The 26,430-nt window shown below is 63.7% G+C and carries 20 protein-coding genes; 4 read left to right on the top strand and 16 right to left on the bottom strand.

What is annotated here, in order from left to right:
* Nucleotides 1-48 precede the first annotated feature (48 nt).
* Nucleotides 49-744 (bottom strand): type 1 glutamine amidotransferase domain-containing protein, encoded by a 696-nt coding sequence (locus tag C1A15_RS03250; RefSeq protein ID WP_245864894.1) that lies wholly within the window; start codon nucleotides 742-744, stop codon nucleotides 49-51.
* A gap of 233 nt (nucleotides 745-977) precedes the next feature.
* Here C1A15_RS03250 and C1A15_RS03245 point away from each other — a divergent pair, with 233 nt between their 5' ends.
* Nucleotides 978-1,571, top strand: coding sequence for a helix-turn-helix transcriptional regulator (locus C1A15_RS03245; protein WP_101721239.1), 594 nt, complete (start codon nucleotides 978-980; stop codon nucleotides 1,569-1,571).
* A gap of 917 nt (nucleotides 1,572-2,488) precedes the next feature.
* Here C1A15_RS03245 and gad read toward each other — a convergent pair.
* The 8 genes from gad to C1A15_RS03205 form a co-directional block, all read right to left on the bottom strand.
* Nucleotides 2,489-3,979 (bottom strand): glutamate decarboxylase, encoded by a 1,491-nt coding sequence (gene gad, locus C1A15_RS03240; RefSeq protein ID WP_101721238.1) that lies wholly within the window; start codon nucleotides 3,977-3,979, stop codon nucleotides 2,489-2,491.
* Nucleotides 3,980-4,025: 46 nt separating this feature from the next.
* On the bottom strand, nucleotides 4,026-6,293 hold the full coding sequence (locus tag C1A15_RS03235; protein WP_101721237.1) for an amino acid permease: 2,268 nt from the start codon (nucleotides 6,291-6,293) through the stop codon (nucleotides 4,026-4,028).
* Nucleotides 6,294-6,489: 196 nt separating this feature from the next.
* Entirely contained in the window at nucleotides 6,490-7,083 is a 594-nt protein-coding gene (locus C1A15_RS03230; RefSeq protein ID WP_101721236.1) for a TetR/AcrR family transcriptional regulator, read from the bottom strand.
* 120 nt (nucleotides 7,084-7,203) lie between these two features.
* Nucleotides 7,204-8,499, bottom strand: a complete 1,296-nt coding sequence (locus C1A15_RS03225; protein ID WP_101721235.1) for an MFS transporter — start codon at nucleotides 8,497-8,499, stop codon at nucleotides 7,204-7,206.
* Nucleotides 8,500-8,824: 325 nt separating this feature from the next.
* Entirely contained in the window at nucleotides 8,825-9,385 is a 561-nt protein-coding gene (locus C1A15_RS03220; RefSeq protein ID WP_101721234.1) for a hypothetical protein, read from the bottom strand.
* Nucleotides 9,386-9,476: 91 nt separating this feature from the next.
* A complete protein-coding gene (locus tag C1A15_RS03215) occupies nucleotides 9,477-10,622 on the bottom strand; it encodes a DMT family transporter (protein ID WP_101721233.1) in 1,146 nt (381 codons plus the stop codon).
* A gap of 261 nt (nucleotides 10,623-10,883) precedes the next feature.
* Nucleotides 10,884-12,032 carry a serine/threonine protein kinase gene (locus C1A15_RS03210; protein WP_101721232.1) on the bottom strand — a complete coding sequence of 383 codons (1,149 nt, stop codon included), beginning with the start codon at nucleotides 12,030-12,032 and terminating at the stop codon, nucleotides 10,884-10,886.
* 487 nt (nucleotides 12,033-12,519) lie between these two features.
* On the bottom strand, nucleotides 12,520-13,905 hold the full coding sequence (locus C1A15_RS03205) for a helix-turn-helix transcriptional regulator (protein WP_101721231.1): 1,386 nt from the start codon (nucleotides 13,903-13,905) through the stop codon (nucleotides 12,520-12,522).
* A gap of 222 nt (nucleotides 13,906-14,127) precedes the next feature.
* On the opposite strand from C1A15_RS03205, the gene C1A15_RS03200 reads away from it, so the two are divergent.
* Nucleotides 14,128-15,774, top strand: coding sequence for an FAD-dependent oxidoreductase (locus tag C1A15_RS03200; protein ID WP_101721230.1), 1,647 nt, complete (start codon nucleotides 14,128-14,130; stop codon nucleotides 15,772-15,774).
* Nucleotides 15,775-16,261: 487 nt separating this feature from the next.
* Here the strand turns inward: C1A15_RS03200 and hypD are convergent, their stop codons facing one another.
* The 4 genes from hypD to C1A15_RS03180 form a co-directional block, all read right to left on the bottom strand.
* A complete protein-coding gene (gene hypD, locus C1A15_RS03195; protein WP_101721229.1) occupies nucleotides 16,262-17,449 on the bottom strand; it encodes a hydrogenase formation protein HypD in 1,188 nt (395 codons plus the stop codon).
* Nucleotides 17,446-17,703, bottom strand: a complete 258-nt coding sequence (locus C1A15_RS03190; RefSeq protein ID WP_101721228.1) for a HypC/HybG/HupF family hydrogenase formation chaperone — start codon at nucleotides 17,701-17,703, stop codon at nucleotides 17,446-17,448. The genes hypD and C1A15_RS03190 overlap by 4 nt, the downstream gene beginning before the upstream one ends.
* Nucleotides 17,694-20,234 (bottom strand): carbamoyltransferase HypF, encoded by a 2,541-nt coding sequence (locus tag C1A15_RS03185; protein WP_101721227.1) that lies wholly within the window; start codon nucleotides 20,232-20,234, stop codon nucleotides 17,694-17,696. The genes C1A15_RS03190 and C1A15_RS03185 overlap by 10 nt, the downstream gene beginning before the upstream one ends.
* Nucleotides 20,235-20,357: 123 nt before the next feature.
* Entirely contained in the window at nucleotides 20,358-22,076 is a 1,719-nt protein-coding gene (locus C1A15_RS03180; protein ID WP_101721226.1) for a glucose-6-phosphate isomerase, read from the bottom strand.
* 241 nt (nucleotides 22,077-22,317) lie between these two features.
* On the opposite strand from C1A15_RS03180, the gene ngr reads away from it, so the two are divergent.
* Both ngr and C1A15_RS03170 read left to right on the top strand, forming a co-directional pair.
* Nucleotides 22,318-23,103 carry a nigerythrin gene (ngr, locus tag C1A15_RS03175; RefSeq protein WP_101721225.1) on the top strand — a complete coding sequence of 262 codons (786 nt, stop codon included), beginning with the start codon at nucleotides 22,318-22,320 and terminating at the stop codon, nucleotides 23,101-23,103.
* Between the two features lie 614 nt (nucleotides 23,104-23,717).
* A complete protein-coding gene (locus C1A15_RS03170) occupies nucleotides 23,718-23,954 on the top strand; it encodes a hypothetical protein (protein ID WP_101721224.1) in 237 nt (78 codons plus the stop codon).
* Between the two features lie 56 nt (nucleotides 23,955-24,010).
* Here the strand turns inward: C1A15_RS03170 and C1A15_RS03165 are convergent, their stop codons facing one another.
* The 3 genes from C1A15_RS03165 to C1A15_RS03150 form a co-directional block, all read right to left on the bottom strand.
* Nucleotides 24,011-24,427 carry a hypothetical protein gene (locus C1A15_RS03165; protein ID WP_101721223.1) on the bottom strand — a complete coding sequence of 139 codons (417 nt, stop codon included), beginning with the start codon at nucleotides 24,425-24,427 and terminating at the stop codon, nucleotides 24,011-24,013.
* Between the two features lie 1,139 nt (nucleotides 24,428-25,566).
* A complete protein-coding gene (locus tag C1A15_RS03155) occupies nucleotides 25,567-26,091 on the bottom strand; it encodes a hypothetical protein (protein WP_101721221.1) in 525 nt (174 codons plus the stop codon).
* Nucleotides 26,092-26,143: 52 nt separating this feature from the next.
* Complete coding sequence (locus C1A15_RS03150; RefSeq protein ID WP_146001798.1) at nucleotides 26,144-26,419, bottom strand: hypothetical protein; 276 nt, start codon at nucleotides 26,417-26,419, stop codon at nucleotides 26,144-26,146.
* Nucleotides 26,420-26,430: the final 11 nt, after the last annotated feature.

The following is a 26,430-nucleotide window of genomic DNA, read 5'->3' as shown; positions in this document are numbered from 1 at the left end:
GCGCCCCCTGCGCTGAATCCGGTCCCAAATGGCGAACGAGAACCGGGTTCAGCGCAGGGGGCGTTCCATATTCTCGAGCAGCAAGCGGGCTACCGCGCGAGGAGATTCGGGGTTCTGGCCCGTGATGATGCGGCCGTCCTGGATGGCGAACGAGGCGAACGGACGCTTTTTGCGGAACACGGCGCCGTGCGCCTTCGCCACCCGCTCGTTCCAGAACGGGATGGCCGCGCTCTTGCCGCTCAGGTACTCCTCCATAGTGGTGAACCCCGTGATGTTCTTCCCCTCGACGAGGTACGTGCCGCGGTCCTGCACGAACAGCAGCCCTGCGATGCCATGGCACACCGAGGCGAGGTAGCCTCCGTTGCCGTACACCTCGAGGCACAGCCGCGCCAGCCCCGTGCTGCTGGGAAAATCCCACATCACGCCATGTCCGCCCGTATAGTACAGTGCAGCGTACTCCCCTGCGTCCACGTCGTCGGGATGCATCGAGTGGGCGAGCGCGCGTTCCTGGAAGTCGCGCGTGCGATACAGCACGAACGTGGCATGGTCGATGTACGCAGGTTTCATGCTGCGCGGGTCGAGGGGCACGAAGCCTCCTTTTGGGCTGACGTAGTCCACTTCGAAACCGCGCTGGCTCACCTCGTCCACGAACTCGGCGGCCTCGCCCAGCCACAGCCCGGTCGCAGCGACCTTCTCCCCATACGTAGGGGTGTTGGTCAGGGCAATCAGGATCTTCTTTTTCATCGCACGCTCCTCCTCGACGCCGTCACTGCCATCGATCATACGGTGCACCCGTCTCATCGATCACGCTCATCGTCATCCGTAAGCGATTCGAAGGGAATTCGTTGCGTCGCAGATCAGCTGCGATGTAAAGCACTTTTGACAGGGTGGGGCGAGGGTGAAAGGCCCTTCGTCAAGACCATTTGATGGTACACTTTGCCGCATCATGGCAACCTGCGATCAGCGAAGGGAAACGCATGGAGCTCGGCAGTCAGATCAAACGGCATCGGACGGAACGAGGACTCTCACAAGACGATCTTGCCACGAAGATATACGTCTCGCGCCAGACCGTCTCAAGTTGGGAGAACGACAAGACCTACCCCGACGTGGAAAGCCTGCTGCTGCTCAGCGTCCTCTTCGACGTAACAGTCGACGAACTGATCAAAGGAGACGTGGAAGCCATGAAAGAAGCAATCGCGAACGACTACAAGAAGATGGTCGCCCTCAGCTGGGGAGGTTTGGCCATTGCGATCGTAGGGGCCGTAGCTGCCATCGCCGGCATAACCCGATGGGATTGGGGCGTCGTGCCGTCCGCCATCATCGGCCTTTTGGTATGGGGCATCGGCATGGCGATGCTCATGAAGGTGGAGCGCATCAAGAAACAGAACGACGTGGTTACCTACCGCGAGCTCGTTGCGTACTCGAAGGGCGAGCCCATCGACCGCAACAACCCGCGCAGCCGACGCGCCCGTCAGCACCGCATCCTCAGGGGCGTCGTGCTCACGCTGGCCGCCGCCGTCGTCGGCGCCCTGGCCGGCTACTTCGGGTACATGTTCGGCATCTTCGGGTAAACCCATCGCGAGCGGTTCCTGCAACCCCGCGAAGCCGTGACCGACGCTCCCCTGCCGTTTCGCGCGAGAGCACGGCAGGGGGATGAGGTCGCCGCCCGCTTTCTGTTGCAGGAGCCGCGAAGCAGGGAATGCAACCCCTTCTGCAACTTTTTCGACTTTGTGGCAAACGGGGTGGAACCTGACCAGGGGCTTCTTCCGACGCTGCTGCAGCCTCCCGCTGCTGCGCTTCCCTGCAAACGCAAAACGCCTGATGAGGATGTTGCCTTCGGAAACGCGCTTGCCACAAAGTCGAAAAAGTTGCAGAAGGGGCGCCGAATCCCGCTTTCGGCGGGGATTCGGCGCCGGGACGCAACGGGCGGGACGCGCCGGTGCGGACAGGCTGCGCCGGAACGGAAGGCTGCGCCGCACCCGGCGATCCGAGACGAGCTGGCTGCGCCGGGACGCAACGCGGGCGGCGCCGAGGGCTGCGCCGGGACGCAACGCGAGCCGTGCCGAGGCGGACGGGCCACGCCGGGCCGCGACGCAACGGGCGGGCCGCGACGACCGGACAGAGCCGCGACGGGCGCAATCCGCACTTCGAATTTTCGATTCTGGGCGCAAAACGGCACCCATGACAAAATCACAGCCCCCGACCTACCCTTTCGGCCGGAGCAGGGATACGCCACCTGGCCTTTCCCTGCTCCGGCCGAAGATTCGGAACGAGATCAACTAGCAAAATTGTCATGGGTGCCATTTTGCGCCCACAAACGACCGGCGGGCCACGCCGCACCTCTCCGTACTCGGATGGGGCGCGCTCATCGCCCCCCCCCCCACCAGTCGGACAGGGACGTGCCGCGCCCCCGCAACGGAGACGCGCAGTCGGACAGGGACGTGCCGCGCCCCCGCAACGGAGACGCGGCACGAGCGCTATCGGTCGGTTACTTCTGGGTCGTCGGGGCCTTCGTCTGCACCTTTTCGCCCTTGTCGACGGCCGCACGGCCACCATGGTTGAAGCCGGTTTGGATGACGCCCTGAGTGTTGCCGGTGACGAACTTCGCCTTGTTCAGCGTGTCCATCTCCTTCTTCATGTCCTCGACCAGCTTGATGCACAGCTGCATCGAGAAGTCGGCACGCGCCACGACGCGCTGGACGGTGGTGTCTTGCATGTCGGCGGGCATCGGGTACGCCGGCACCAGCCAGCCGCTCATGCGCAGGCGGTCGGACAGATCGTACAGCGACCACTCCACGTCGGCGTCGTCCTTCAGCCCCCAGCACACGATGGGGATCTGCGACGCGTCCTCATAGATTTCGAAGATGCCCATCTCCTTGAGCTCGGCGGCCAGGTAGCGCGCCACGTCGAGCGTGCGCTCCTGGATCTCCTTGAAGCCCTCGAAGCCGTTGCGCATCAGCACGTAGTACTGGCCCACGATCTGCGACGCGCTGCGCGAGAAGTTGATGGCCATCGTTGCTTCCTCGCCGCCCAGGTAGCTCACCCAGAAGATCAGGTCCTCGGGCAGCGCCTCCTTGCTGCGCCACACCACCCAGCCGATGCCGGGGTACACGAGACCGTACTTGTGGCCGGAGCAGTTGATGGACCACACGTTCTTCAACTGGAAGTCCCACACCAGGTCGGGCTCCACGAACGGGGCGAACATGCCGCCCGACGCGCCGTCCACGTGGATGCGGATCGGCAGCTTCGGATGCTCCTGGTTGTACGCCTCCACCAGCTCGTCGAGCTTCTGCACGTCGTCGAACTTGCCGGTGTACGTGATGCCGAGGATGGCCGTGATGCCGATGGTGTGGTCGTCCACGTAGTCCATGACCGTGTCCATGTTCAGCGACAGATGGTCCTTCTCAAGCGGCACGAGACGCATCTCGATGTCCCAGTAGCGGCAGAACTTCTCCCAGCACACCTGGTAGCCTGCGGAAATCACCAGGTTCGGACGCTGCGAGGTGTAGATGTCGATGCCCGCGTCCTTCGCCAGCTTCTTCCAGCGGAACAGCATGCCGAGGCCGCCCAGCATGCACGCCTCGGACGAGCCGACGGTGGACGTGCCCATGGGCTCCTCATCGGGGTTCGCGTGCCACAGGTCGCCGATCATGGCGACGCAGCGGTTCTCGAGGTCGGCCGTCATCGGGTACTCGTCCTTGTCGATGGCGTTCTTCTCCATCGTCTCGGCCATGATCTTCGTGGCCATGGGCTCCATGTACGTCTGGCAGAACGTGGTGAGGTTCTGCGTGGCGTTGCCCTCGATGGACAGGTACTCCTTGATCATCTCGTACGTGATGCGCGGCTCGACCGGCTGGTCGTTCATCTTGAGGCGCGGCATGGCAACGTCGGACGCCTCGGAGCCGAAGATCGGCGTAGAGTACTTGGTGCCCTCGTCCATGCTGTCGAGGATCTTGCTGGTAGATGTCTGCTCTTTCATGAAAACCTCCTGTTTCGAAGTTTGATACCTGATTGTTCGCCGCGCGCTAGCGGGCAGGTTTGTCGGTGTCGATGCCCGTCTCGCGCTCCGGATCGGGCGTATCGGGATCGGCCTGGGGAACGCCTTGCCCGACCACGCCTTCCGTCACGCTCTTGCGCAGGGAAGGATCGCCCTGTGCCGCGCGATCGAGCAGGTCGTCGCGCACGTCGGCCGCATCGGCTACGGGACTGTCTCCGCGCGATGCGCCGGTTGCCGCATCGCGCATCGTCGCGTCCTCGTCGGGGATGTCGCACGGGTACGGCATGGGGTTCTGCGGCGTTGCGACGCCGCAGGCCGGCGGCTGCTCATCCTGCGCATGGCGCGCTTCCGGCGTGGCTTCCACACTCGGAGTGCGCAGCGGATCGGCGGAGGCCTGCGGCTCCTTGGCATCCACCGGGATGGGGCCGGCGGGCCTGCTGGTCACGCCAACCACCACGGCCGAGATGCCGTTCGCTACGCGCTCGCTCAGGCCGCCGCCGGCAACCGCGCCGCTCGCGCCGGCCGACCGCGGGGTTCCCGCAGCGTCGCGCGGCCCGCCCATCGTGTCGCGCGCCTTCGTGCGCTTGTTCAGCTTGCCGCTGCCCTGCGTACTGGACGTGGCGGCCGGTGAAGCGCCGACGCGCGGATCGGCCGACGTCGGATCGGACGGCGGGGCGGTCATGCGCGTCGGTGCGGCGTGCGCACCCTGCTTGGGAGCCGCCGGGCGCACCGGCATACCGGACGCCGTCGTCGCCGTCGCTGCCGCAGGGGCCGTCACGGCGGCGGCAACGGGCGTGCCGCCCTTCGGCGCCCAGCGATGCCGCAATCCGTAGATGATGAACGGAATTGCCACCGATATCACGAACGCCACGCCGAGCGTCGCCTGGTACACCATGTTCGACTGCGCATCGAGGTTCGACGACGGGAAGAACGAGATGATCAGCGTTGCCACGGTCATGATCAGGCCCACGCCTGCCACGATAGCCTTGAACGGCGTACCGCCGGGTAGCTGGAACGAACGCTGCAGGTTCTTCTTCTTGAAGATCAGATAGAAGTATCCGAGGAAGAACAGCACGTAGCCCACGAGGTAGATGACCACCGTCAGGCCGATGGCCGTCAGGTAGCCCACCGACGAGCTGGACCCGCCGGACAGCGCGATGGATCCGCACAGCACCGCGTCCCACACCGTCACGATGACGGCCTGGATGACGACGGTCTTCACGGACACGCCGTGCTTGTTCACCTTCTTGAACGACGGCGGCAGAATGCCGTCATGCGCGGTGTCGAGCAGCGCGCGCGACGGGCCCACGATCCAAGCGGAAATCTCGGCCAGCACGCCCAGCGCCAGCAGCAGCGCCACCACGAACACGACCCAACTCATGGACGGCCCGATGTGCTGCACGAAGATGGCACGGAACGCCTCGATCACGCCGAACGACAGGTTGCCGTCCAGCACCGATGCCGGAAGCGTGGTAGCAACAGCCAAACCGCCCAGCGCGTCGAGCGCGATGGTGAGGATGGCCAGCACGATCATGGCCAGCGGGTAGTTGCGGTTCGGGTTCTTCAACTCGTTCACGTGCGACGCGGACGCCTCGACGCCCATGTACGCAAGAATGAACGACGCGAAGATCACGAGTGTGTCCACCTTGCCGAAGTCGGGCACGAACGTGGCAACGTCCATGGTGATCTGCGACGCCCCACCCGTGGCGAAGTAGTAGATCAGGCCGGCCAGCAGCACGAGCACCGGCACGATGATGCCTCCCACGAAGCCCACCTTCGAGATGCGCGCCGTGTATTTCGTGCCGCCGAGCTGCGTGAGCGTCAGCAACCACACGATGGCGGCCACGCCGAAGAACATCACGAGCGGGTTGTTGTAGAGCGCGTCCCACCTGAACACGTAGGCCAGCGCCGCCAGGATGAAGAACGCCATGGTGACAAACCCCACGGTGATCTGGAACCACTGGAAGAACAGCGCGGCGAAGCCCCATCGCCTTCCCAGCGTGTTGCCCACCCAGGCGAAGATGCCACCCGATTCCCATCCTTTTACCGTGGCCATCTCGGCCGCGCACAGCGCAACCGGCAGGAACCACAGGATACCGCCGATGATCAGGAAGAACACCAGCTGGAACCCCGAAGACGCAAACGACGGGTACTCGTACACCGTCATCACCATGGAAGCCGTGATGGCGAAGAACCCGAAGAACGTCAGGGTTCGTTTGAACGACGGCCGGCTTACCTTGCCGATCGGGCCCGCATCGGCCGAGGTCGTCTCGACAGTACCGCGAGTATCGCTCATGTGCCTCAACTCCTTTCCTCACCTTATGAAGCGACGTCGCGCCGCTCTCTACAGCAGCGGCGCGACGTCGCACTCGAACGTTTGAATACGTTCTACCAGACAGGTTGGAAAGGAGAACGGCGACGGGAGGGCGTTCACCCTCCCGTCGCCGAAACGTGAGTTGCTAGATTACTGGGCTGTGCGCTCAGGTTTTCGCTCAGGACGCTTTGATGTACGTATCCACGGCGTCTTGCAGGATATCGGACGCGAATTTGCGCACGTCATAACCCTCCGAGATGGCGGCCACCGCCGCCCCGTCCACCACGGTGCCCACCATGCGCGGCGGCATGTTGATTTCCGCTCGCGCGAGGATGCGCTCGATGGCGGCGTCGAGCGAGACGCGGCCTTTCTGATAGGCCTCGGTCACCACGTCAGACTCGGCCGCGGCGATCAGCTGCGCGTAATGCGCCGACGGCACCACCGATTCGTCGGGCAGGCAGGCTCGAATGAGCAGGTCGACCACGTGACGGCGGCATTCCTCCGGATCAAGCCCCTCGGCAGCGGAGGCGGCTTTCTCCGCGCGTTCCGCCCACAGCTGGATGTTGTAGCGACCGGCCTCGTGCAGCAACTGCGTCACCGAGTCGAAATAGTACCCGACCGACGACGAAGCCGCGCCAGCCCACTTCGCAACCTTGCGGTACGTCACGGCCTTCGGCCCCTGCTCGCGCAGCAATGCCGCCGCAGCAAGCACGAGCGACGTGCGCGTGATCTGAGCTTTCAAAGACTTGGGCGTCTGCGATGTTTCGGCCATGCGTCCTCCATCGTACGGGCGGCGCGAATGCGCCGTCTCATGAGCGAACGCCGCCCAAACCAGCAGGTCTGGACGGCGTTCGTTTGTATCCGCAATACCGTCGTTGCAGGCCGTAGGGCCTTACACGTCGGCCAGATCCTTCCCCGTATGCTCATGTGATAGTATCATCGCCACCAGCGCGATACAAGACACGCCGACCATGTACCAGGCAGGCGCGAGATTAGAGCCGGTAGCGGCAATCAGAGCCGTCGAGATGAACGAGGCCGAACCGCCGAACAGCGCGTTCGCCAGGTTGAACGACAGGGCGAAACCGGTGTAGCGCACCGCCGTGGGGAACGTCTCGGTCAAGTAGCTGGACAGCGTGCCGTCATTGATGGTCAGCACCAGGCACATAACGAGCTCGACCGCCAACACGGTGAAGAACTGCGCCGTGTTCAGCAACATGAACGCCGGCACCGTGAGCACGATGAACGACACGCAGGCGATGATGAGCATCTTCTTGCGCCCGAACTTGTCGGACAGGTGCCCCATCCCGAAGATGAACGCCACGTACGCCACCAGGCAGATGGTGGTGATCAGCGACGACTCGTTCGCCGGCATCATGACCACCGTCTCGAGGTACACCGGCAGGTACGTGAGCACCACGTAGAAGCCCACCGCGTTCAGCATGGCTGCGCCGAAGGAGATGATGAGCTCCCTCGTGTGGTGACGGAACAGGTCGCGAATCGGATGGTTGGAATCATCGGTTTTCGTGATGGCCGCCTGCATCTCCTGGTAGGTCGGCGAATCCTCGAGCTTGGTCCGGATGTAGTGGGCGATGAGGCCCAGCGGGCCGGCCAGCAGGAACGGGATGCGCCAGCCCCACTCGTTCACGGCCGCGTCGGGCAGGATCGTGTACATGACGGTGGCGAACGTCGAGCCCACCAGCAGGCCCACGGCCGTCGAGGCCGGCACGAGCGAGCAGTACACGCCGCGCTTGTCGGAGGGCGCGTACTCCGCCAGGAAGGTGGCGGCGCCGGCGTACTCGCCGGAGGCCGAGAAGCCCTGGATCATGCGGAGCAGCAGCAGCAGGATGGGGGCGGCCAGGCCGATGGCCAGGTAGCCCGGCAGCAGGCCGATGCAGAACGTCGCGCCCGTCATGAGGAAGATGGACGTGGACAGGGCCCACTTGCGGCCCTTCTTGTCGCCCATGCTGCCCCAGAAGATGGCGCCGATCGGGCGCAGCAGGAACGACAGCGCGAACACTGCGAACGTCTGCATGAGCGCCAGCGCGGGGTCGTCGCCCGGGAAGAACACGTTGGCGATGACGATCGCGAAATACGAATAGGTCGCGTAGTCGAACCATTCGATGAAGTTTCCAAGGAACGATGAAACGGCTACTTTTCTGATAGTGGAACGTTGGTCGTTAGATCCCATGGTAATCCCCTAAGAAATTAGCAGCTTCGTTAAAAGTACACGCAAGCTGTCGGCGTATTTGGTGCTCCAAAGAAGCCCCCTTCAATAGTCGGGAAACGCCTTAACCTGAGGTAATCATACCGCATACCAAGCAATAAAAGGTAAACCTGTTACCTTTCATTCATGTTTGAACCGGCAGGCGCCACACCTGTCAAAAGGCGTGGAGCCCGTTTTGCAGCAAACGGGCTCCACCTAAAACGCCTCGTGAAACGCATAGTTTTGCTTACTGCGTTCTCGTCGACAGGCTGTCAGGCAACCCGAAGGTTCCAGTCACACGCGAATGCGATCAGTAGTCTTCGAGCAGGTCCACCTGCGCCTTGCTCGCGCGCATGATGAAGTTGTGCTTGGCCTTCTGGCCGCCCTGCGCCAGCTTGCGCAGGATGACGCGCTTCAGGCGCGGGTAGTCGTTCATGCCGTACCAGGCCACGGCCGTGCCGCCGACGTAGGCCTCCACGATGCTGTGCACGGGCAGGCCCGCGTCGCGCTTCGCGTCGAGGGCCAGGTACTCCTGGATCTCGGCCGCGCACACGTCGCGGATGACCTCGGGGCTGATCTCCAGGTCGCGCGACAGCTGGCGCAGCTGGTAGTCGACCTCGGCCTCGTCGGCGTGCGGGAAGTACGTCACGTCGTAGGTGACCGCGTTGACGCCCGACGCCTTCGCGAACTGCAGCATCGACTCGAGGGACACCATCTGCACGTGGTCCTCGGTGCGCTCGGCGATGTCGAGCTCGGCTGCGAAGCCCTGCACGCCCTGCGCGGCGAACGCTGCCTGCAGCTCCTCCTCGCTCTTCGCGGCTTCGAATTCGACCTCTGTCGCAATGTGGGTCAGATTGCTCGTAATCTTCATGTGCCACACCTTCCTCTCAAGAGTGGGGTGGCCGAGGACGTTTCGCCTCATCGGCCACCCATTCCTTACGCTTCAGCGCAAGCCGTAGGCCTTACGGCAGATCGAGGTCTTCCTTTTCCGCCTCAGCCTGCAGGCGAGCGGACAGGTTCTCGCTGATCTCCTCTTGCTGCTTCTGCTTGCGACCGGCGACCATGCCCTTGATGGACGGGATCGCGCCGCCGCCGATGATGAGGATGGCACCGAGCGCCGTGTTGATGGTGAACGGCTCACCGAAGATCACCAGGCCGCAGAACAGCGCCACGGGGACCTCCCAGTACGCGATGGTGCCGTAGTCGGCGGCCGGCAGGTTGCGGCCAGCCACCAGCAAGAAGCCCAGAGCGATAGGACCGCAGATGATCCACAGCAGCACGGCACCGATCCAGTTGAACGTGGTGAAGTGCACGTTGAGGGCCCAGTTCTCCATGCCCGGGTTGGCGCCGAGGGAGTTGAGGATGATGGTGATGACGCCCGCGCCCAGCACGGCGAAGATGAAGTTCCACACGCCACGAGCCGTGGTGTCGGCGTCCTTGCGGTAGCCGTTGAAGAACATCGAAGCGCCGTAGAACACACCGGAAGCGAGGCCGAACGCGTCGCCGATACCCTTCATCGGGAACTCAGCCGTAGACGGAGCCAGGTTGAAGTCGAAGCCGAACACCGAGCCGCCCACGCCGAAGCCCAGCAGGCCTTCGCCGAAGAGCATGCCGATGAACACCGCGCCCAGGCAGATCCACTGCAGTTTCGACATCGGTTCCTTGCGGAAGATACGCGCCATCAATACGCAGATGACAGGGCCGATGTAGATGAACAGAACCGCGTTCGAGATCGTGGTCAGCAGCGTGGACGTCACGTAGCACGCCAGCGACATGCCGATCATCAGGCCGCCCAGCGCGATGGCCGGGGTCAGCTTGAGCTTCTTGAACACGTGCACCTTGTGCGTGGCCACCATCAAGATGAGGAAGAACAGCACGCCCATGCCCATGCGGCCGACGGCCATCAGGGCGCCGATGCTGTCGCCTGCGTTGAATCCGGCTGCGCCGTCGAACATGTCGGTGCGCGTAGCCCAGCGGCTGAACAGGGGCACGAGGCCCATGCCCGTCGCCGAGATGAGCATGGCGATGGTGCCGAAGCCGAGACGCATCTCGTAGCCGTCGGACCCGTCCTTGCCATTGCCCAATTGCTTGTTGTTGTTGTCTGCCATTGGTCCTCCTTAAACCAGTAGCAAAAAGATATGCCCCACCTAAGCCCCCTGGTGAGGGGACCTTTGTCATGCAAGATCGAATGCGAAACTCGGATACGGACCCTTGCGTCTTACCTTTGATCCTACATGACCGAACTCTGTTGTGCGTGATTGTCGAGTTTGAGAATGAAAAAGGGGACCCGGAATGCTTTGCAAACCGAATCCCCTTTCTTTTTACGAAGTGACGATGCCTGTCGGTGACAAGTAGGTCAAGCTACGCGCTTAGTCGTTCCACATCTCGGGATGGATGAGGGTCGGGTCGGCGACGCGGTTCGGGAAGTAGTCGAGGCACTCGCCCTCGCGGAACACGTCCGCCGTGGAGCAGTGCAGGCCGCCGCCGAACGGGTAGGCGTCGCGCAGGTCGCAGGGGATGACGTTCATGCCGAGCTTGTCCATCTGCTCCTGCTGGTAGACCTCGGAGGCCTCCACGATGACGGTCTTCGGGTCGAGGACCAGGCAGTTCATGGACAGCCACACCGAGCTGTAGCACAGCGCCGGCGGCTCGTCGTGGGCCGGCTGGGCGGCGTCGACGATCTGCCAGTCGTTGGCCTCGAAGATCGCGCGCTGCTCGTCGGGCAGGTGGCGGTGCGGGTTGTTGATGATCAGGCCCGGGCGCAGCGGCACGAAGGTCGCGTCGATGTGGATCGGGTAGGGGTCGCCGGGGAAGTTCACGGCGTGGACGCGCAGCTCGGGGTAGTAGCGCTGGAACCACTCCATGGCGGTGCGGTTGGTGGTCAGGCCGTGCTGGATGAACAGGTCCTTGCCCATGCGCATCACGTCAGCGGCGTCCCACATCGGCTCGACCTCGGTCGTGACGAAGTCCTTGTTGGCCGTGCGCACGAGGCGCTCCTCGAGGGTGATCTTCTCGTCGTAGTAGTTGTGCTTGTAGGAGGCGTCCGTCAAGCGGGGGCGGGGGGCCTGGGTCCACTTGAACTCGGGGTCCTCGTCGAAGTACTGCTTCATGAGCGGCCAGTAGGCCAGGTACTCGAAGTAGCGGCAGCGGAAGGAGTTCGCGGACGCCATGATCTCGTTGCCGACGGTGAGCAGGATGTCGCGGGGCGGCATGCAGGTCATCATGGAGTCGTTGCGGAAGTCGGGCGTGCCGATGGCCTGGTTCCACTGCAAGGGCGTCGGGCGGTCGACGACCACGCCGCGGTCCTCGAGGATCTTGACGAGGTTGTCGAGGCACTCGTTGCCGCGCTCGACGGTGGCCGTGGGGCGCGGGCCCCACATGCCGCGCATCTCGGAGTCGACGGGCACCTTCTCAGAGGTCGCGGGCTCCTCGGGCGGGATCATCGAGTAGTCGCAGCGGCCCACGATCACGCGCTTCAGCGGGTCCCAGTCGTTCCAAGAGCTGACTATCTTCGCCATGACAGTCTCCTTTCTCCGGCAGCGCTTCCGGCGTTGCCTATTGGATGGCACAACTACAAACTGCAGCTTTGCTGGATAGAGCGCCGCGGCTTTGAGCCCGCCGTGGCAAGTCTTTCCAGATTTGCCGATGAGCCAGTTATACCATCTTTTTTGTTCATCTGCAACATGAAATTACGTGGACATTTGAGCAAAACGAATAAGTAAATTGTTCAAATGCACAAAAATGTTGAGCGGCGAGGTTTTCTACTTTATGCAGTTTTCGGCCCGATATTGGATATTATCCGCAATTGATTCCCTCGTTCTGTATAGCGATGGAAACAAACGGAAAAGTCATGCACGGGACGCATCGAACATGAGTGCGTTGCCAAACATAAGGCGTGCACAACCAACCGCATAATTTTTCCAAAAGGAAATTTTTCCGCAACAGCCCGACACCGAAACCTGACAATTGGCGGATGCGGCATACAAGGCCCCGCGCAAACGCGCCTTATCGAGAACGCTCGCCGGCTTCGGAGTCTTCGGCCAGCAGGAGGTCGAACATCTCCTGACGGCCGTGCACGTTCAACTTAGTATATATATGCGAGATGTGGGTTTTCACCGTGCCCTCCGACAACACCAATTCTTCGCTGATGAACGCGCGCGATCGACCCTGGGCCAGCATCATGAACACCTCGGTCTCACGCGGAGACAATCCGGCACGTTCGGCTATCTCGCTGCGACGGTCGACGACCAACTCAGGAGGCGTTGCGGGACGATCCTCTCCCCCACTGCGATCAACCAACCAGATGACAAGCGCGACCAGCACGAGCGCGACCAGCAGGATGATCGCATTGTTCACCACGCCCAAACTGAAGAAGCCTGCCACCCACACGATAGACACCACGTCGTAAAACCCTGCCGCCAGCCCGACGACGCGGAACGGCGATGCGCCTTTAAGGCGGATCGCCGTGACGGCCAGCGTCCAAAACAGCGCATGGGCGAGCGCCTCCACCGCGGTGATGAACACCTCAGCGGCAGCCGACACGACGCCCTGAGACGAGGGTGCAAGGGCCGATACGAAAAATGCGATAAGCACCACGAGAAACGCGGGCATGAACCTGCGATTGAGGTGGGTTTTCGCGCGCTTGACTAACACGGCGTACGACAGGCCCACGAGCACGGCAGCCACGCTCAACGTTCCGACGACGGACGGCATCGTTCCCGTGAACTGGTTGAGCGGGTCGCCGAAGAAGCCAAGCGGGGTCAGAACGCGCGTGGTGGCAACCGCCAGCGCGGCTACGAGGATCTGCGGAACCACATAGCGATACGAATTCGTCGCTCCGAGCGCGGGCACCCATTCGTCGTCTTCGACGCGGGTGCGCGGGCCGCGCTCCCCCGCTTCCGCCAGCGCAGCGATGGCGAACGGCAACATGATGGCAAGCCCTACCTGCATCGCTTCGGAAAGCACTCCCGTGAACATCTGCACGAGCACCGTCTTCAAAGCTAGGCTTGCCACGATGCTCCCGATGGCGCACGACATGCTTTGCGTTTTCGCCAGAATGCCGCAGAACAAGCAGGTGAACCACGTATAGCCTGCGCCTGCTACGATGATGCCCAGCAGCGCGACCGCTTCGGGCTGGAAGAAGGTCTGCTGCGCCGCAACGGCGAACGCCATGGTGCCGAACGAAGCGGCCAACGGCATGCAGAAGAACAGGATGCGCTTCGAACGCTCGAAAGCGCGAGGGAGCGCCGCCATGGCTGCCGCCAGAAGCAGCAACCCCAGCAGCCAATAGATCCTCATATTGCCGAGGCCCACCAGCCCCGAGTACGACTGTGCGAACCCCGCCGAATGGCCGAACAGGTCGGCCCATGCAGCCAGCAAGGCCCAACCCATGGCAATGCACCACGCGGTGCGATAGTGTTTGACAGCGCTTAGCACCGATCCCTCCCAACAGCTTCGGTCGCCCCATCATACACCGGCCGACGAGCGGCGCAACATCATCCGTTTTGGGGATGCGCCTCATCAGCCAAAATCTCCCTTTTCGCCGATGGGCAAGACGCGCGCAAACCACGATGATCTGGGTTGTTGTCGATTCTACGCAATCAAGGAGGGGTTATGAGCACCAAAGAGAGCATGATCGCGGGCCCGGCGCAGACGCGCCGCGGGTTCGTGAAGACCGCAGGCATCGCGCTGGCAGGAGCAGCGGCCATGGGACTGGCAGGCTGCGCGCCGTCGGGCGGTTCGAGCACGGCTGCGAGCACCAGCGACGACGGCACGTGGGACGAGGAGTTCGACGTCGTCGTCGTGGGCGGCGGCATCGCCGGACACGCCGCAGCGCTCACCGTCGCTACCGAAGGCAACGGCGCGTCGTGCCTGCTCATCGAGAAGGGTTCCACGCCCAGCGGCAACAGCCCGTTCTGCAAGGGCGACTCCATCTGGACCAAAGACGTGAAGGCCATGAGCTCCTACATGAAGCAGCTGGCGCACGGCACCACGCCCGACGACGTGCTGGACGCCTACGCAGAAGGGCTCGGCTGGGTGTACGACTGGGTCATCGAGATGGGCGCCAACAAAGACGAGATGAGCATCACCGAGCCCACGACCGACCCCGAGGAGCGCAACGCCGAGTACCATGAGCTGGAGAACTCGTACGCGTTCGGTTACTTCGCCATCGGCAAGAACAAGGATGTGGAGGTCAAAGGGCCCAACCACGTGCAGGTGTTCCTGGAAGAAGCAGTTGCCAAGCACGGCGACACGGTTGAGTACCGCCCCGGCACGCCGCTGGTCGACCTCGTGCAGGACGCCGAGACCGGCGCGATAACGGGCGTCGTCGCGGGCGAGAAGAACCAGAAGCGCATACGCGCCAAGCGCGGCGTCATCCTGTGCCTTGGCGGCTTCGAGCACAGCCCCGAGATGATGCAGAACTACCTCGGGCAGGGTGCCGCCGTCCCCGCTGCCGGCTCGCTGAACACCGGCGACGGGCACCGCATGTGCGCTCAGATCGGCGCGGATTTCTGGCACATGAACAACGTGGCCGGATTCTGGATGGCGGGGCGCGACCTCGAGAACACCGCGTACACGAACCCGCCGATCTTCAAACCCGCCCCGAAGGGCTTCGGCATCACCGTTGGCACCAACGGCCGCCGCTTCTACATGGACTGGGACGGCTACAACGTGCGCGAGAAGTACCCGTATATGTCCGACATGAGCGTGCATGTGGGCTCGCGCCACGGCCATATGCAGTTCGGCGGCGAGTGGCCGCACCTGCCCATGCCATCGAAGGCGTGGTTCGTGTTCGACTCGGAGGGGCTGGCGCAGGGTGCCATCCCGCCGTCGGACGACGGGGCCACGCCCGATGAGAAGGGCTACGCCCATGCCGCCAATACCATCGAAGAGCTGGCTGCGCTGATGGAAGTTCCCGTCGACGAGCTGGTGACCACCGTCGATCAGTGGAACGAGTGCTGCGCAAACGGCAAGGACATCTTCTTCCACCGCCCCGAAAGCACGCTCGTGCCGGTGCAGACGCCGCCGTTCTACGCGCAACTGTGCGCGCCGTCGTTCCTCAACACCGACGGCGGCCCCGTGCGCGCTGCCGACGGCGCGATTCTCGACTATGACGGCAATCCTATTCCCGGCCTGTACTCCGCCGGCGAGTTCGGCTCCATCTGGGGTCATTATTACGAAGGCGGCGGCAACGTTGCCGAGTGCCTGATCTTCGGTCGCATCTCGGCGCAAAGCGCCATCGCAGCGGCGGCCGAGTAACCCGCCTGTCCGCATAGGGCGATGCCGTCTCCCTCCCCTTCCCCGATGGCGCCGCCATGGCACGTGCACCGGAAAGCAACGTTTTCCGGTGCACGTTGCTTTTCATGAGAAGGAGGCGCCGCCCCCAAGCGGGACGGCGCCGGACGGGACGGTGCCTGGCAGAGCGGCGCCAGGCGCGGAAGCGAAGCGTCGCGCGATGTCAGGGGCGTGCTACCCAGACTCGCGAGAGACCTCCGCGAGAGACCCCGCGAAAGACTCCTCTAGTACGAATTTGCACTTATGAACGATTTTTTGCGTTTGGAATGGATTGGTTTCGGCAAACCACCAGGTCGCGATTTTTTCCGTTTCGGAAAACCGTTCATAAGTGCAAATTTGTACTAGCGAGATTTCCAAAGAGCGCGGAAGACGCGCTGAAGAAGCCGCCGCGGGGATGACGCGGAGGACCCTTCAGCGTCGCCCCACCAGCCGATCAGGACGTCGACGCAGCTCAGTAGTACCGGTAGTAAGCGGCGCAGCTGCCTTCGCTGGACACCATGCAGGGGCCCACGGGGTTCTCGGGGGTGCATACCGTGCGGAACAGCGGGCACTCGTTGGGGGCCATGATGCCGCGCAGGACGTCGCCGCAGCGGCAGCCTTTCGGATCCTGCGTGGGCTCGATATCGGGCTGGAAGCGGCGTACGGCGTCGAACTGCGCGAACTCCTCGCGGATGCGGTAGCCCGAGCCGGGAATCTCCCCCAGGCCGCGCCACAGCGCCGTGCACGTCTTGAACACCTCGTCGATGGCGGCCAACGCCACAGGATTGCCCTCGGGCATGACGCCGCGCGCGTAGGCGATCTCGATCTCGGCGCGGCCTTCATGCAGCTGGCGCATGATCATGGCGATACCCTGCAGCACGTCCACCGGTTCGAACCCGGTAATGACGCCGGGGATGCCGTACTTCTCAGCCAGGAACTGATAAGGCTTGGCGCCGATGATGGTGCTCACGTGGCCGGGCAGGATGAGCGCATCTACCTTGAGCTGCGGGTCGTTGATGATGGCTTCCAGCGCGCCGGGCATGTTCTTGTGGGCGCCGAACACGCTGAAGTTCTTGAGGCCGGCCGCGGCCGCGCGCTTGATGGACATGGCCACGAGCGGCGTGGTGGTCTCGAAGCCAACGCCCACGAACACGATCTCGCGGTCGGGGTTCTGCTCGGCCAGGGTGAGCGCGTCCAGCGGCGAGTACACGATCTGCACGTTGCGGCCCGCCGCCTGCTCGGCCAGCAGGCTGGACGTGGAGCCCGGCACGCGCGTCATGTCGCCGAACGTGGCGATGGTGACGTTCGGGACGCGCGCAAGAGCGATGACCGTGTCGATGTCCTTGTTCGAGGTCACGCATACGGGACAGCCCGGGCCGGACGCGAGGCGCGTGCCTTCGGGCATGAGGTTGCGGATGCCGTTGCGCGCGATGGCGACGGTGTGGGTGCCGCACACCTCCATGAGCGTGGCGCCGCCCGCAGGCGACAGTTTCGCGATGGACTCGATGAGGCCGCGCGCGAGCTGCGGGTCCTTGAACGCCGCCAGCTCGGCTTCCATCGTGGCCGCATCGACCGTGCGCGACTCGTGCGCGGGACGGACTTCGGGCGAGGCGGACGCGGATGTTTCACGTGAAACATCCGTTCCTTTCGGGGAGTTCATCGGGGCACCTCGTCGGTGACGGGGATATCGTCACCCGCCAGCTCGGGGAACTGCTTGATGAGGTCGATGGTTTCCTGCGCGTAGTCGGGGTCCACCACCTCGATGGCGAACCCGGCGTGCACGAGCACGAAATCGCCGACGTTCGCCTGGGGCGTGAGGTCGATGGAGATGTCGCGCGTGACGCCGAGGATGTCCACCGTGGCCAGGTGGTTGTCCTTCATCTCCGTTACTTTTGCAGGTATGGCTAAGCACATGGCTGTTCTCCTTCTTCGTTGTTCGAGGCCCATGCTACCACAGCCTGGCCGAAGGAAACGCAGCCGTCGTTGGGCGGTAGGTCGCGGTTGACGGCCACCGTGAATCCGGCGGCCTCGAGCGCGGCCAGCGCGTGCTCGATCAGGTAGCGGTTCATGAAGACGCCACCGGACAGGGCGAGCTCGTTTATGTTGTACAAGCTGCGCACGAGCTCGGCCGCCGTGACGATGGCCTGCACGAACGCGTCGTGGAAGCGGCGCGCGATGATGCCGACGGGCACGCCGGCCACCAGGTCGTCGAGAAGCGCGGCGAACGTCGGCGCCGCGTCGAACAGCACGACCGAGGTATCTTGCGCGGTGCTGGTGGGGGTTGCGGTGTTCTTCACCACAGCGATGGCGTAGCGCTCGGCGGCGCTCGCGTCGGCATCGGATGTTTCACGTGAAACATCCGTTCGCGCGTTTTCGGAATCGCTGCCCATAGCCGCCTCGAGCAAGATCGCCGGCTCGCCCTCGTACGTGGGCTCGGTGCAAATTCCCAAAAGCGCGCTTGCCGCGTCGAACAGGCGGCCGACGGACGAGGTCATGGGCGTGTTGAGGCCGCGGTCGATCATCTGCTCGCACACGGCCGCCTGCTCGCCGAGCGCGTTCAGCGCGTCGGTAGCCCCCGGATGTTCCAGCAGGTCGAACGCCCACAGCACGCCGTAGGCCATGCGCAGCGGATGCTTCACCGCAGCCGCGCCGCCCGGCATGGGCACGTAGGCGAAGTTCGCGAACCGCTCGAACGCGGACAGATTGCTGAGCAGCACCTCGCCGCCCCAGATGGCCCCGTCCACGCCGTAGCCGGTGCCGTCGAACGCGAAGCCGCACACGGGGCCGGTCAGGCCGTGCTCCCCCATCACCGACACGATGTGCGCGTGATGGTGCTGCACCTCGGTCACGGGAAGGCTCTGCTCGTGCGCCCACTTCGACGTGAGGTACTCGGGGTGCAGGTCGCAGGCGATGCGGGTCGGCTCGATTTCGAACAGCGTCTCGTAGCGGGACTTCGCCTGGAGCCACGCGTCGTACGTCTCGGCGTTCTCGAGGTCGCCGATGTGCTGCGAGACGAACGCTTCGGCGTCGCGCGTGAGCGCGAACGTGTTCTTCTGCTCGGGGCCGGTGGCGAAGAGGGGGCCGGACGCAACGCCGTCGCTCGCGGGCAACGCGATCGGCAGCGGCGCGTATCCTCGGGCCCGGCGGATGAACTGGACCGCTTCGCCGGCGCTGCCCGCCTCGATGACGCGCACCACCGAGTCGTCGTAGCGGGCGCGGATGGCGCGATCGTGCCCGAGGAAGGCATCGGCCACGCCGAACAGCTTCTCGTAGGCGTCCTCGTCGTCTATGACGATGGGCTCGTCGTGGATGTTGCCCGACGTCATCACCATCATGGCGTTGAGACAAAGGGACGGGGTATTCGTCTCATTCCCCTGAGCCCACTCGCTCCCTTTCTCATCCGGAATGAGACGAATACCCCGTCCCTTTGTCTCATTCGCGAAGTCGTGGAGCAGCAGGTGCTGGATGGGAGTGTAGGGCAGCATGACGCCCAGCTCGGGCAGCGCATCGGCCAACCCGGGGGCGAAGGCGGCGTCGGCGCGCTTGCGCAACAGCACGATGGGACGTTGCGTGGCCGTGAGGATGCCTTCTTCGGCCTCGCTCACTTCGCAGAAGCGGCGCACGCTGGCCACGTCGTCCATCATCACGGCGAACGCTTTGCCCTCGCGGCGCTTGCGCGCGCGCAGCAGCGCCACGGCCTCGGGGTTCGACGCGTCGCACACCAGGTGGAAGCCGCCCAGCCCCTTCACGGCCAAAATCTTCCCGTCAAGCAACAGCTCGACAGCGCGTGCCAGGATGGCGTCGCTTTCCTTGCGCGTGGAACCCCACGTCGTCGGGCCGAGCGGCGCATCGATGTCGCCGGCCTCGTGCTCGCGCCAGCTGAGGTGCGGGCCGCATTCGAAGCACGCGTCGGGCTGCGCGTGGAAGCGGCGGTCGAGCGGGTCGCCGTACTCGCGCGCACAGCGCTCGCACATGGGGAAATCCTTCATCGACGTGCTCTTGCGGTCGTAGGGCAGCTTCTCGATGATGGTGAAGCGCGGGCCGCAGTTCGTGCAGTTGATGAACGGGTAGCGGTAGCGGCGGTCGTTCGGATTGAACAGCTCGCGCGCGCAATCGTCGCAGGTGGCGAGGTCGGGCGAGACGAGCGTGGTCTTCTCCACCGCGCCGGCGTCGGAAAAACGGATCTCGAAGGAGTCGAAGTCCTCGAGCGGCACTTCCTTGAGCGTCACCTCTTCGACGCGCGAAGCGGCCGGCGGGTTCTCGGACAGCTCGATGACGAACTCGTCGAGCAGCTTCGTCTCGCCCTCGGCATGGATGAACACGCCGTCGGTGGCGTTCAGCACCCAACCGTCGATGAGGTACTTCTTCGCCAACCGGTAGACGAAGGGGCGGAACCCGACGCCCTGCACGATGCCTTTGACCTGTATGTCGAGCGCTTCTTTCATGTGCACGCCTCCGCGTAATGCCGTGGACTTCGAATGAGACAGAGGGACGGGGTTAATGTCTCATTCGCGAGAATGAGACATTAACCCCGTCCCTCTGTCTCATTCGATACGCCGTCGAACCGCTTACGCCGACGGCACTTCCATCGTTTCCAGGATGCCGCAGATCACTTCGGCAAGCTGCCGCAGCGTGACGCCCGAGTTGTCGGGCAGGTGCAGATGCACCACACGCCGACCGCGATCGGCCAGCGTCACGAGGTCGCCCGAAGCCTGCGCCTTCGCGAGCGAACCGAGGCTTTCGGCCTCCTGCTTCAGCGGGATGTCCTTCAGCTCGTCGGCCGACAGGATGAGGAACACGCCGCAGTTCGGGCCGCCCTTGTGCAACTGCCCCGTGGAGTGCAGGTAGCGGGGACCCACTTCGAGGCAGGATACCACGCCGCGCTTTTCGGCCACGCCGTGACGGATAGTTTCGAGCGCCTCGCGTCGACCCTCGCCCGTGAACGGCAAAAACGCGTTGAGCGCGAAGAAGTCTCCCGGCTGGATGCTGCCCAGCAGCGCACGCAGCGCACTGCGCACGTCGGTGCAATCCTTGAAGCACGGGGACAGGCGCACCTCGACCTCGCCCATGTGCACGTCGTCGATGAAGTCCTGCACGAAATCGGGCTCGGGCTGGCCTTCCTTGAGGATGTCGAGCACCACGGCCTTCGCCGACGCCACGTCGGGCTGGTCGAAGGGGCAGATCTTCATGAGGTAGCCGCACATGGCGATGGCGTACTCCCACATCACGAAGTGCTCGGCAAGCTCTTCCACCGAGTCGATCTTGTAGTTGGCGCGCGGGATGGCCGGGTCGATGTAGGACAGGCTCATCTCGAAGTTGCGGCGCTCGTCCCACAGGTCGGTGCGCGTGAGGTACATGATGACGCTGCGGTCGCCCGGATCCTTCTTGAGGAGCAGCGAGTCCACCTCGATGTTCGGCAGGATGCCCTGGCCGTCTTTGCCCAGGCTTTCGGCCACCAGCTGCTCGATCCACAGGCCCAGCACGCGGCCGCGCTTCGGCGTGAGGAACGTGAACTTGTTGCGACCTTGCAGGTAGTTGTCGTACAGGAAGGACGCCAGGCCGATGGCCGGGTTGTCGATGGCGTCCTCGCTGCACTGACGCTCGGCGTCGATGGCGTGCGCCATGAACTCTTCGAGGTCGATGCCCACGAGCGCCGCCGGCAGCAGGCCGAACACGGACAGCGCCGAGAAACGGCCGCCCACGGTGGGCTCGCCGGAGAACACCGCGGCCCAGCCTTCTTCGCGCGCTTGGCGCTCGAGCATGGAGCCGGGGTCGGTGATGGCCACGAGGTGCTCCACGAGCTCCTCTTCGCTGATGCGATCGGCCACAGCGTCGCGCACGGCGCGCAGGGCGAGGCGCGGCTCGATGGTGCCGCCGCTCTTCGAGGAGATCACGAACAGCGTGGTTTCGGGCTTCGCCTCGGCCAGAATGGCGCGCACGCGTACGGGCGAGTCGGAGTCGAGGGTCTTGAACGTGATCTTCGACGAATCGGGCTTGTTGTATTTGGTGATGGTCATGGGCGCCTGCGTGGAGCCGCCCTGGCCGATGAGCACGACCGTCTTCAGCCCTTGGGCGATGATCGAGTCGGCGAAATCTTGAATGTCGCGCAAAGAGTACGGTGGATTGCTGGCAAGATCCGTCCACCCCATGTACTGCTCGGAGCAGGAACGCGCTTCGTCGGAGAAGCCGTACAGGCTCGCATCCTTGTCATGGATACGGCTGGCAACGCAGTCCTTCACGAGCGTTTTCGCGGAAGGATACAGTTTTTCCACATCACCGGATAGCATACAACCTTCTTTCAGCGTAATTCTCTTCATTCTAGCAAACGGTACCGGGGGCTGACCATCGGGTTTGCGCTTGTGACGGAGTTGTGGACAAAACGTGTGCGCGAATGCCCGCGCCCTGACACGCTTCGCAAAACCTAAGCGTATCCGTATTAATTCAATATTGATTATTGATATTAATTGATATATAGTATCGTTTATCAGATGAGCAGAGAGGGCTCATCGGGAAGACGAGGGAGGAAACATGTCCGATATCACGAGAAGGAACCTGCTGAAGGGTGCCGCCGTCAGTGCCGCTTCGATTTCCGCGCTGGGTCTGCTGGCCGCCTGCGGCGCCGAGCCGAAGGCCGACGCCACCACCGAGCCCGCTGCCGACACCGCCAAAACCGACGCCGGCGCGAACAGTGAGTACGTGGCTGAGGTGCTCGATCCGCAGGGCATGCCCGACGCGGCTACCGCCAGCAACTTCAACGTCATCTACGACAGCAAGACCACCGTGGGCACCACCTACGAGAACCTCATGACGGCAATCACAGGCGAGACCGGCGCCACCACGAAGTACGAGGCGTTCTCCAAGGTTGCCAAGAACGAAGGCTTCGACGTGCTGGCCCGCCTGTTCCAGTGCACGGCCGACGCCGAGAAGATCCACATCGGCCTCGAGTACGACCTGGCGAAGGAGATCGACCCCGCCACCGAGAAGCCCGAGCCTCCCACGGTCGAGGAGCACGAGAGCGACATCAACCTGATCTCGGGCGCCAACGGCGAGATTTACGAGACGTCGGACATGTACCCCTCCTTCATCAAGAAGGCGCAGGAAGAGGGCAACAACAAGGCCGTGCAGGTGTTCACGCGCGCCAAGCTGGCCGAAGCCTACCACGCGAAGCTGTACATGGACGCGTACACCACCATCGACACCCCCTTCGACGGCAAGTACTACCTGTGCCCCATCTGCGGCTACATCCACAAGGGCGAGAACTTCGTCGCCTGCCCCATCTGCCTGGCCCCCAAGTCGTCCTTCACGGCGTACTAAGCCGGAAGCCTGCATCAGCTCCCCGAAGCGCCCGCATCTGCGGGCGCTTTCTTGTGTGGCGCCCGCCTGGGCACCTGCGGCCGGCGGCTCGCGAGATCGTTCGGCCTCGGCGGACGCCGGCAGCTGTCGGCGTCCGCGCTCGGGAAGACGTCCTGCACGAAGGAGCGTTTGGCAGAGATTGCACGATATGAACGATTTTGCGGAGCAATGTAAAATCACGACCTGGGGTTTCTTTCAAACGCCGCCTTAAAGGCCTCCCGAAATCGTTCATATCATGCAATCTCTGCCAAAAGGCTGCGGCCTGTGACGAATCGGCAGCCGCATTTGTCGCGCGCGTCTGATTACCGGCGGCATTCCGCACCTTGAAAAGAATCGCCGACAGCACTCCTCGCGCGTGCGACGGATTGCGCGGCGATCATCGTCTCGGGGGTCGTTTTCGACAGCCCCCTCTTTGTAAAACAAGGCGTATAGGCTATCGAATTCGCGTTGCGATCTTGCAACGCCGCAGTACAGCAGCACGTTCTTGCCCCAAGAGCCCGGGAGCGGGAGGGTTCGCGGCGCCGAGCACTTATAATGCCCGATGCGTACGTACCATATGAAAAAGGAGAGAACCCATGGCTGCGGATTTTGTATTGCCCCAACTCGATTCCATCATCACGCTCGACGATATCCGGAAAATGAAGGACGTCGACTTCGTGAAAAACGTGCAGGACAAGCGCGTGAAGATGGTGGTCACGAACAATCAGATCTCGAGCGTGGTCATCTCGTCCGATCTGTACAACGTGTTCCTTGAGGCAGTGGAGAAGCTGAAGGCAGCGCAGTCGTCGAACGCTGCGGCCCCCACCGCCTAGCCACACGGCGAACAGCACGCCTCTTCTGCGCCCCGCTCGATGCGGGGCGCAGTTTTTCACCCTATCGTCTCGCAATCGAGCGTGCTGGCTTCGAGCAACGCAGCGTAGGTTTCTCTATCGAGGCCTTCGCCTTCGTGCTTTACCGTGAACACCGCTTTGCCGTCCTGCACCGAACCGGAAACCCAAGCATCTCCGAACCGCGCTTCCGCATCCTCGAGAACCTGGGCCGCCTCCGTCTCGCTTTCCGCCTTGAAGCTGATAGTGCTCTCCGCAACAAGCCCGTCCACGTCGAATCGCGCCGTCTCCTCCACCGTGCGCGTCGAACCGTCGGCGCCTTGCACCGCGTACCGGAATTGCCGCTCGCCCGACGCCGACTCGGCGTTGACGGCTATGGGCGCGGGCGGCGTCGCACGCTCGTCGTGAACCGCGGCGTACACGGCATAGCACGTGCAAGCGATCGCGAGCGCGAACAAGCACGCGCTCAGCAGATACCAGATTCCACCGGTACGCTTACCGGATCGAGCTGCACGCTCGGTTGAAACAGGATGCAAAGGCGACGCAGAAGGACGACGCTTCGGGCTCGTTGAGGTCGACGCTTTCGAAACGGAAGACGGCTTCGCAGACGCGGACCGCTCCGGCTTCGCATCGGTCGCAGAGGGCTGCTGGAGTTGCGGCTTCTCGGGGGGCTCGGCCTGCGCGGACGGGGCGGCGGCGAGGGGGTCGGACGCGGGGGCTGCTGCCGCGCAGACTGCTGAACAGGTGCCGGCTGCGAGGGCTGCGAGGGCTGCACGGGCTTCGCAGGCTGCGAGGGCTCAACAGGCTGCGAGGGTTGTGCGGGCTCAACAGGCTGTGAGGGCTTCACGGGCCCAACAGGCTGCGCCGGCAGCGCGGGCTTTGCGGGCTTTGCAGACTGCGCGAGCTTCGCAGATTGCGCGGGCTTTGCGGGCTTCGCAGATTGTGCGGGTTGTGCGGGCTGGGCCTTCTCGACCGAGGAGGAGACGGGCTCCTGCGCCGGCAAACACTCGGGAAGTTCGAGAGGGCGGCTCTCCCCTGCCAGGTATCGCACCGCAGGCGTCACCGGAATCGCGGGGAGGGCCGCACTCGCCGGAGAAGACACGCGGGGAGCGGGCGCCTCCTCCGGCCCGACGAGCTCCTCATGCGACGCAGGAGGTCGAAACGCCGGAGCGTCGGCGAAACGGCTGCGCACCGTCTGCTTGGGGGATGCCTCGGTCGGCGCCTCGTCGATAGCCTCGTCGGCGTGCCGCGCGCCAACCGTCAAGACATCGAGCGCAAGCGGCACGACGGATTCCGTTTTCATCGCATCGGGCGTAACCGCTTGGTCGCGCTCGCGTTCCACCTCTAGACCGAGCAGGGCATGGAGGTCGACGGGGGCGGAAGCGGGGCCGACCTCGATCAGGCTCTCAGCCTCTTCGACGTGAGGAGGCTCCGGAGCAAGCCCCAGCATCCCCAATAGATCGGGCGCAGAAGCGGCAGCGCGCGCTTCCGATTGCCGTTCGTCGGCATCCGGCTCCTCGGCTTCGAGCTGATTTCCCAGCAAGGCATCGAGGGAGAACGAGGATCGTGAGTCTTGAGTGTTCAACATGCTGTTCCTTTATCGAATCGAGCGGCGTTTTGTCGGGGCGGATGTTCGCGATGCGATGCCATGCTGTTTGCGGCGACCGACGGCGAGAAAAGCCAAAGCCGCCCCTGAGCTTGCAACCGCAAGCGCAGGGGCGCGGGACATGCGACCGTCGGCAGCGGGCAGCTCGTCCGACGAACCGGCACCCTCTTCCACGGCGCGAGCTTCTCGTGCGACCTGCTTCGCAGCTTCGACGGCAGCCTCGTCGTACCGCAATTGCCAAGGACCGAGCTGCATATTCCATGCGCCCACATGCTCGGGCGTCGGCTCCTGTTCCGGAGGAGCCGGTTCGAGCGGCTCCTCCGGAGGATCGACCGTCTGCGTGATCGGGGGAACCGTCGTCCCCGGGTCCGGAGCGCTCGCATGCGCGTGCGTTGCCGCGATCGCAATCGAACCTGCGGAGCCCATCGCCAAAACAGCCAAAGCAAGAAAAACGCGCCGAAGCGGCACGCTCTTCCTATCGCCCATCGAGCGCATTTCCGGATACTGACTTGCCATGCGTTCCTTCCAAGCGGGATCGCCTATCCGGGCGATCCCGCATATCTCGTTGCTACATGTATTCCAGCCTGCGCACTTCGCGCAGGATCATGCGCCCTTGCGACGTCAGGGCGTACCCGTTCGCCAGCTGGCCGCCGTCCTCGGCGTAACGCGACCTGCGCACAAGGTGACCCTGCTCCTCCAACCGGCCGCAGAGGAATCGCACCTGCTGCGGCGTCATCTCGAGCCGCAAGGCGATTTGGCGATACGACAGCGGCGCCACATGATCGCGATTGCGCGTCGACACCTCCGATACGTAATTCAGAATCCGAATCGCGTTCTCCCTCATGATCTTGTTAC

The sequence above is a fragment of the Eggerthella timonensis genome (assembly GCF_900184265.1).
In the GTDB taxonomy this organism is placed as follows: Bacteria; Actinomycetota; Coriobacteriia; order Coriobacteriales; family Eggerthellaceae; genus Eggerthella; species Eggerthella timonensis.
This window is presented reverse-complemented; position numbering and strand designations above follow the sequence as displayed.

Coding starts and splice junctions, on each gene's coding strand:
- C1A15_RS03250 (WP_245864894.1), bottom strand. CDS start 744: ATGAAAAAGAAGATCCTGATTGCCCTGACCAACACCCCTACGTATGGG.
- C1A15_RS03245 (WP_101721239.1), top strand. CDS start 978: ATGGAGCTCGGCAGTCAGATCAAACGGCATCGGACGGAACGAGGACTC.
- gad (WP_101721238.1), bottom strand. CDS start 3,979: ATGAAAGAGCAGACATCTACCAGCAAGATCCTCGACAGCATGGACGAG.
- C1A15_RS03235 (WP_101721237.1), bottom strand. CDS start 6,293: ATGAGCGATACTCGCGGTACTGTCGAGACGACCTCGGCCGATGCGGGC.
- C1A15_RS03230 (WP_101721236.1), bottom strand. CDS start 7,083: ATGGCCGAAACATCGCAGACGCCCAAGTCTTTGAAAGCTCAGATCACG.
- C1A15_RS03225 (WP_101721235.1), bottom strand. CDS start 8,499: ATGGGATCTAACGACCAACGTTCCACTATCAGAAAAGTAGCCGTTTCA.
- C1A15_RS03220 (WP_101721234.1), bottom strand. CDS start 9,385: ATGAAGATTACGAGCAATCTGACCCACATTGCGACAGAGGTCGAATTC.
- C1A15_RS03215 (WP_101721233.1), bottom strand. CDS start 10,622: ATGGCAGACAACAACAACAAGCAATTGGGCAATGGCAAGGACGGGTCC.
- C1A15_RS03210 (WP_101721232.1), bottom strand. CDS start 12,032: ATGGCGAAGATAGTCAGCTCTTGGAACGACTGGGACCCGCTGAAGCGC.
- C1A15_RS03205 (WP_101721231.1), bottom strand. CDS start 13,905: ATGGGTTGGGCCTTGCTGGCTGCATGGGCCGACCTGTTCGGCCATTCG.
- C1A15_RS03200 (WP_101721230.1), top strand. CDS start 14,128: ATGAGCACCAAAGAGAGCATGATCGCGGGCCCGGCGCAGACGCGCCGC.
- hypD (WP_101721229.1), bottom strand. CDS start 17,449: ATGAACTCCCCGAAAGGAACGGATGTTTCACGTGAAACATCCGCGTCC.
- C1A15_RS03190 (WP_101721228.1), bottom strand. CDS start 17,703: ATGTGCTTAGCCATACCTGCAAAAGTAACGGAGATGAAGGACAACCAC.
- C1A15_RS03185 (WP_101721227.1), bottom strand. CDS start 20,234: ATGAAAGAAGCGCTCGACATACAGGTCAAAGGCATCGTGCAGGGCGTC.
- C1A15_RS03180 (WP_101721226.1), bottom strand. CDS start 22,076: ATGCTATCCGGTGATGTGGAAAAACTGTATCCTTCCGCGAAAACGCTC.
- ngr (WP_101721225.1), top strand. CDS start 22,318: ATGTCCGATATCACGAGAAGGAACCTGCTGAAGGGTGCCGCCGTCAGT.
- C1A15_RS03170 (WP_101721224.1), top strand. CDS start 23,718: ATGGCTGCGGATTTTGTATTGCCCCAACTCGATTCCATCATCACGCTC.
- C1A15_RS03155 (WP_101721221.1), bottom strand. CDS start 26,091: ATGGCAAGTCAGTATCCGGAAATGCGCTCGATGGGCGATAGGAAGAGC.
- C1A15_RS03150 (WP_146001798.1), bottom strand. CDS start 26,419: ATGAGGGAGAACGCGATTCGGATTCTGAATTACGTATCGGAGGTGTCG.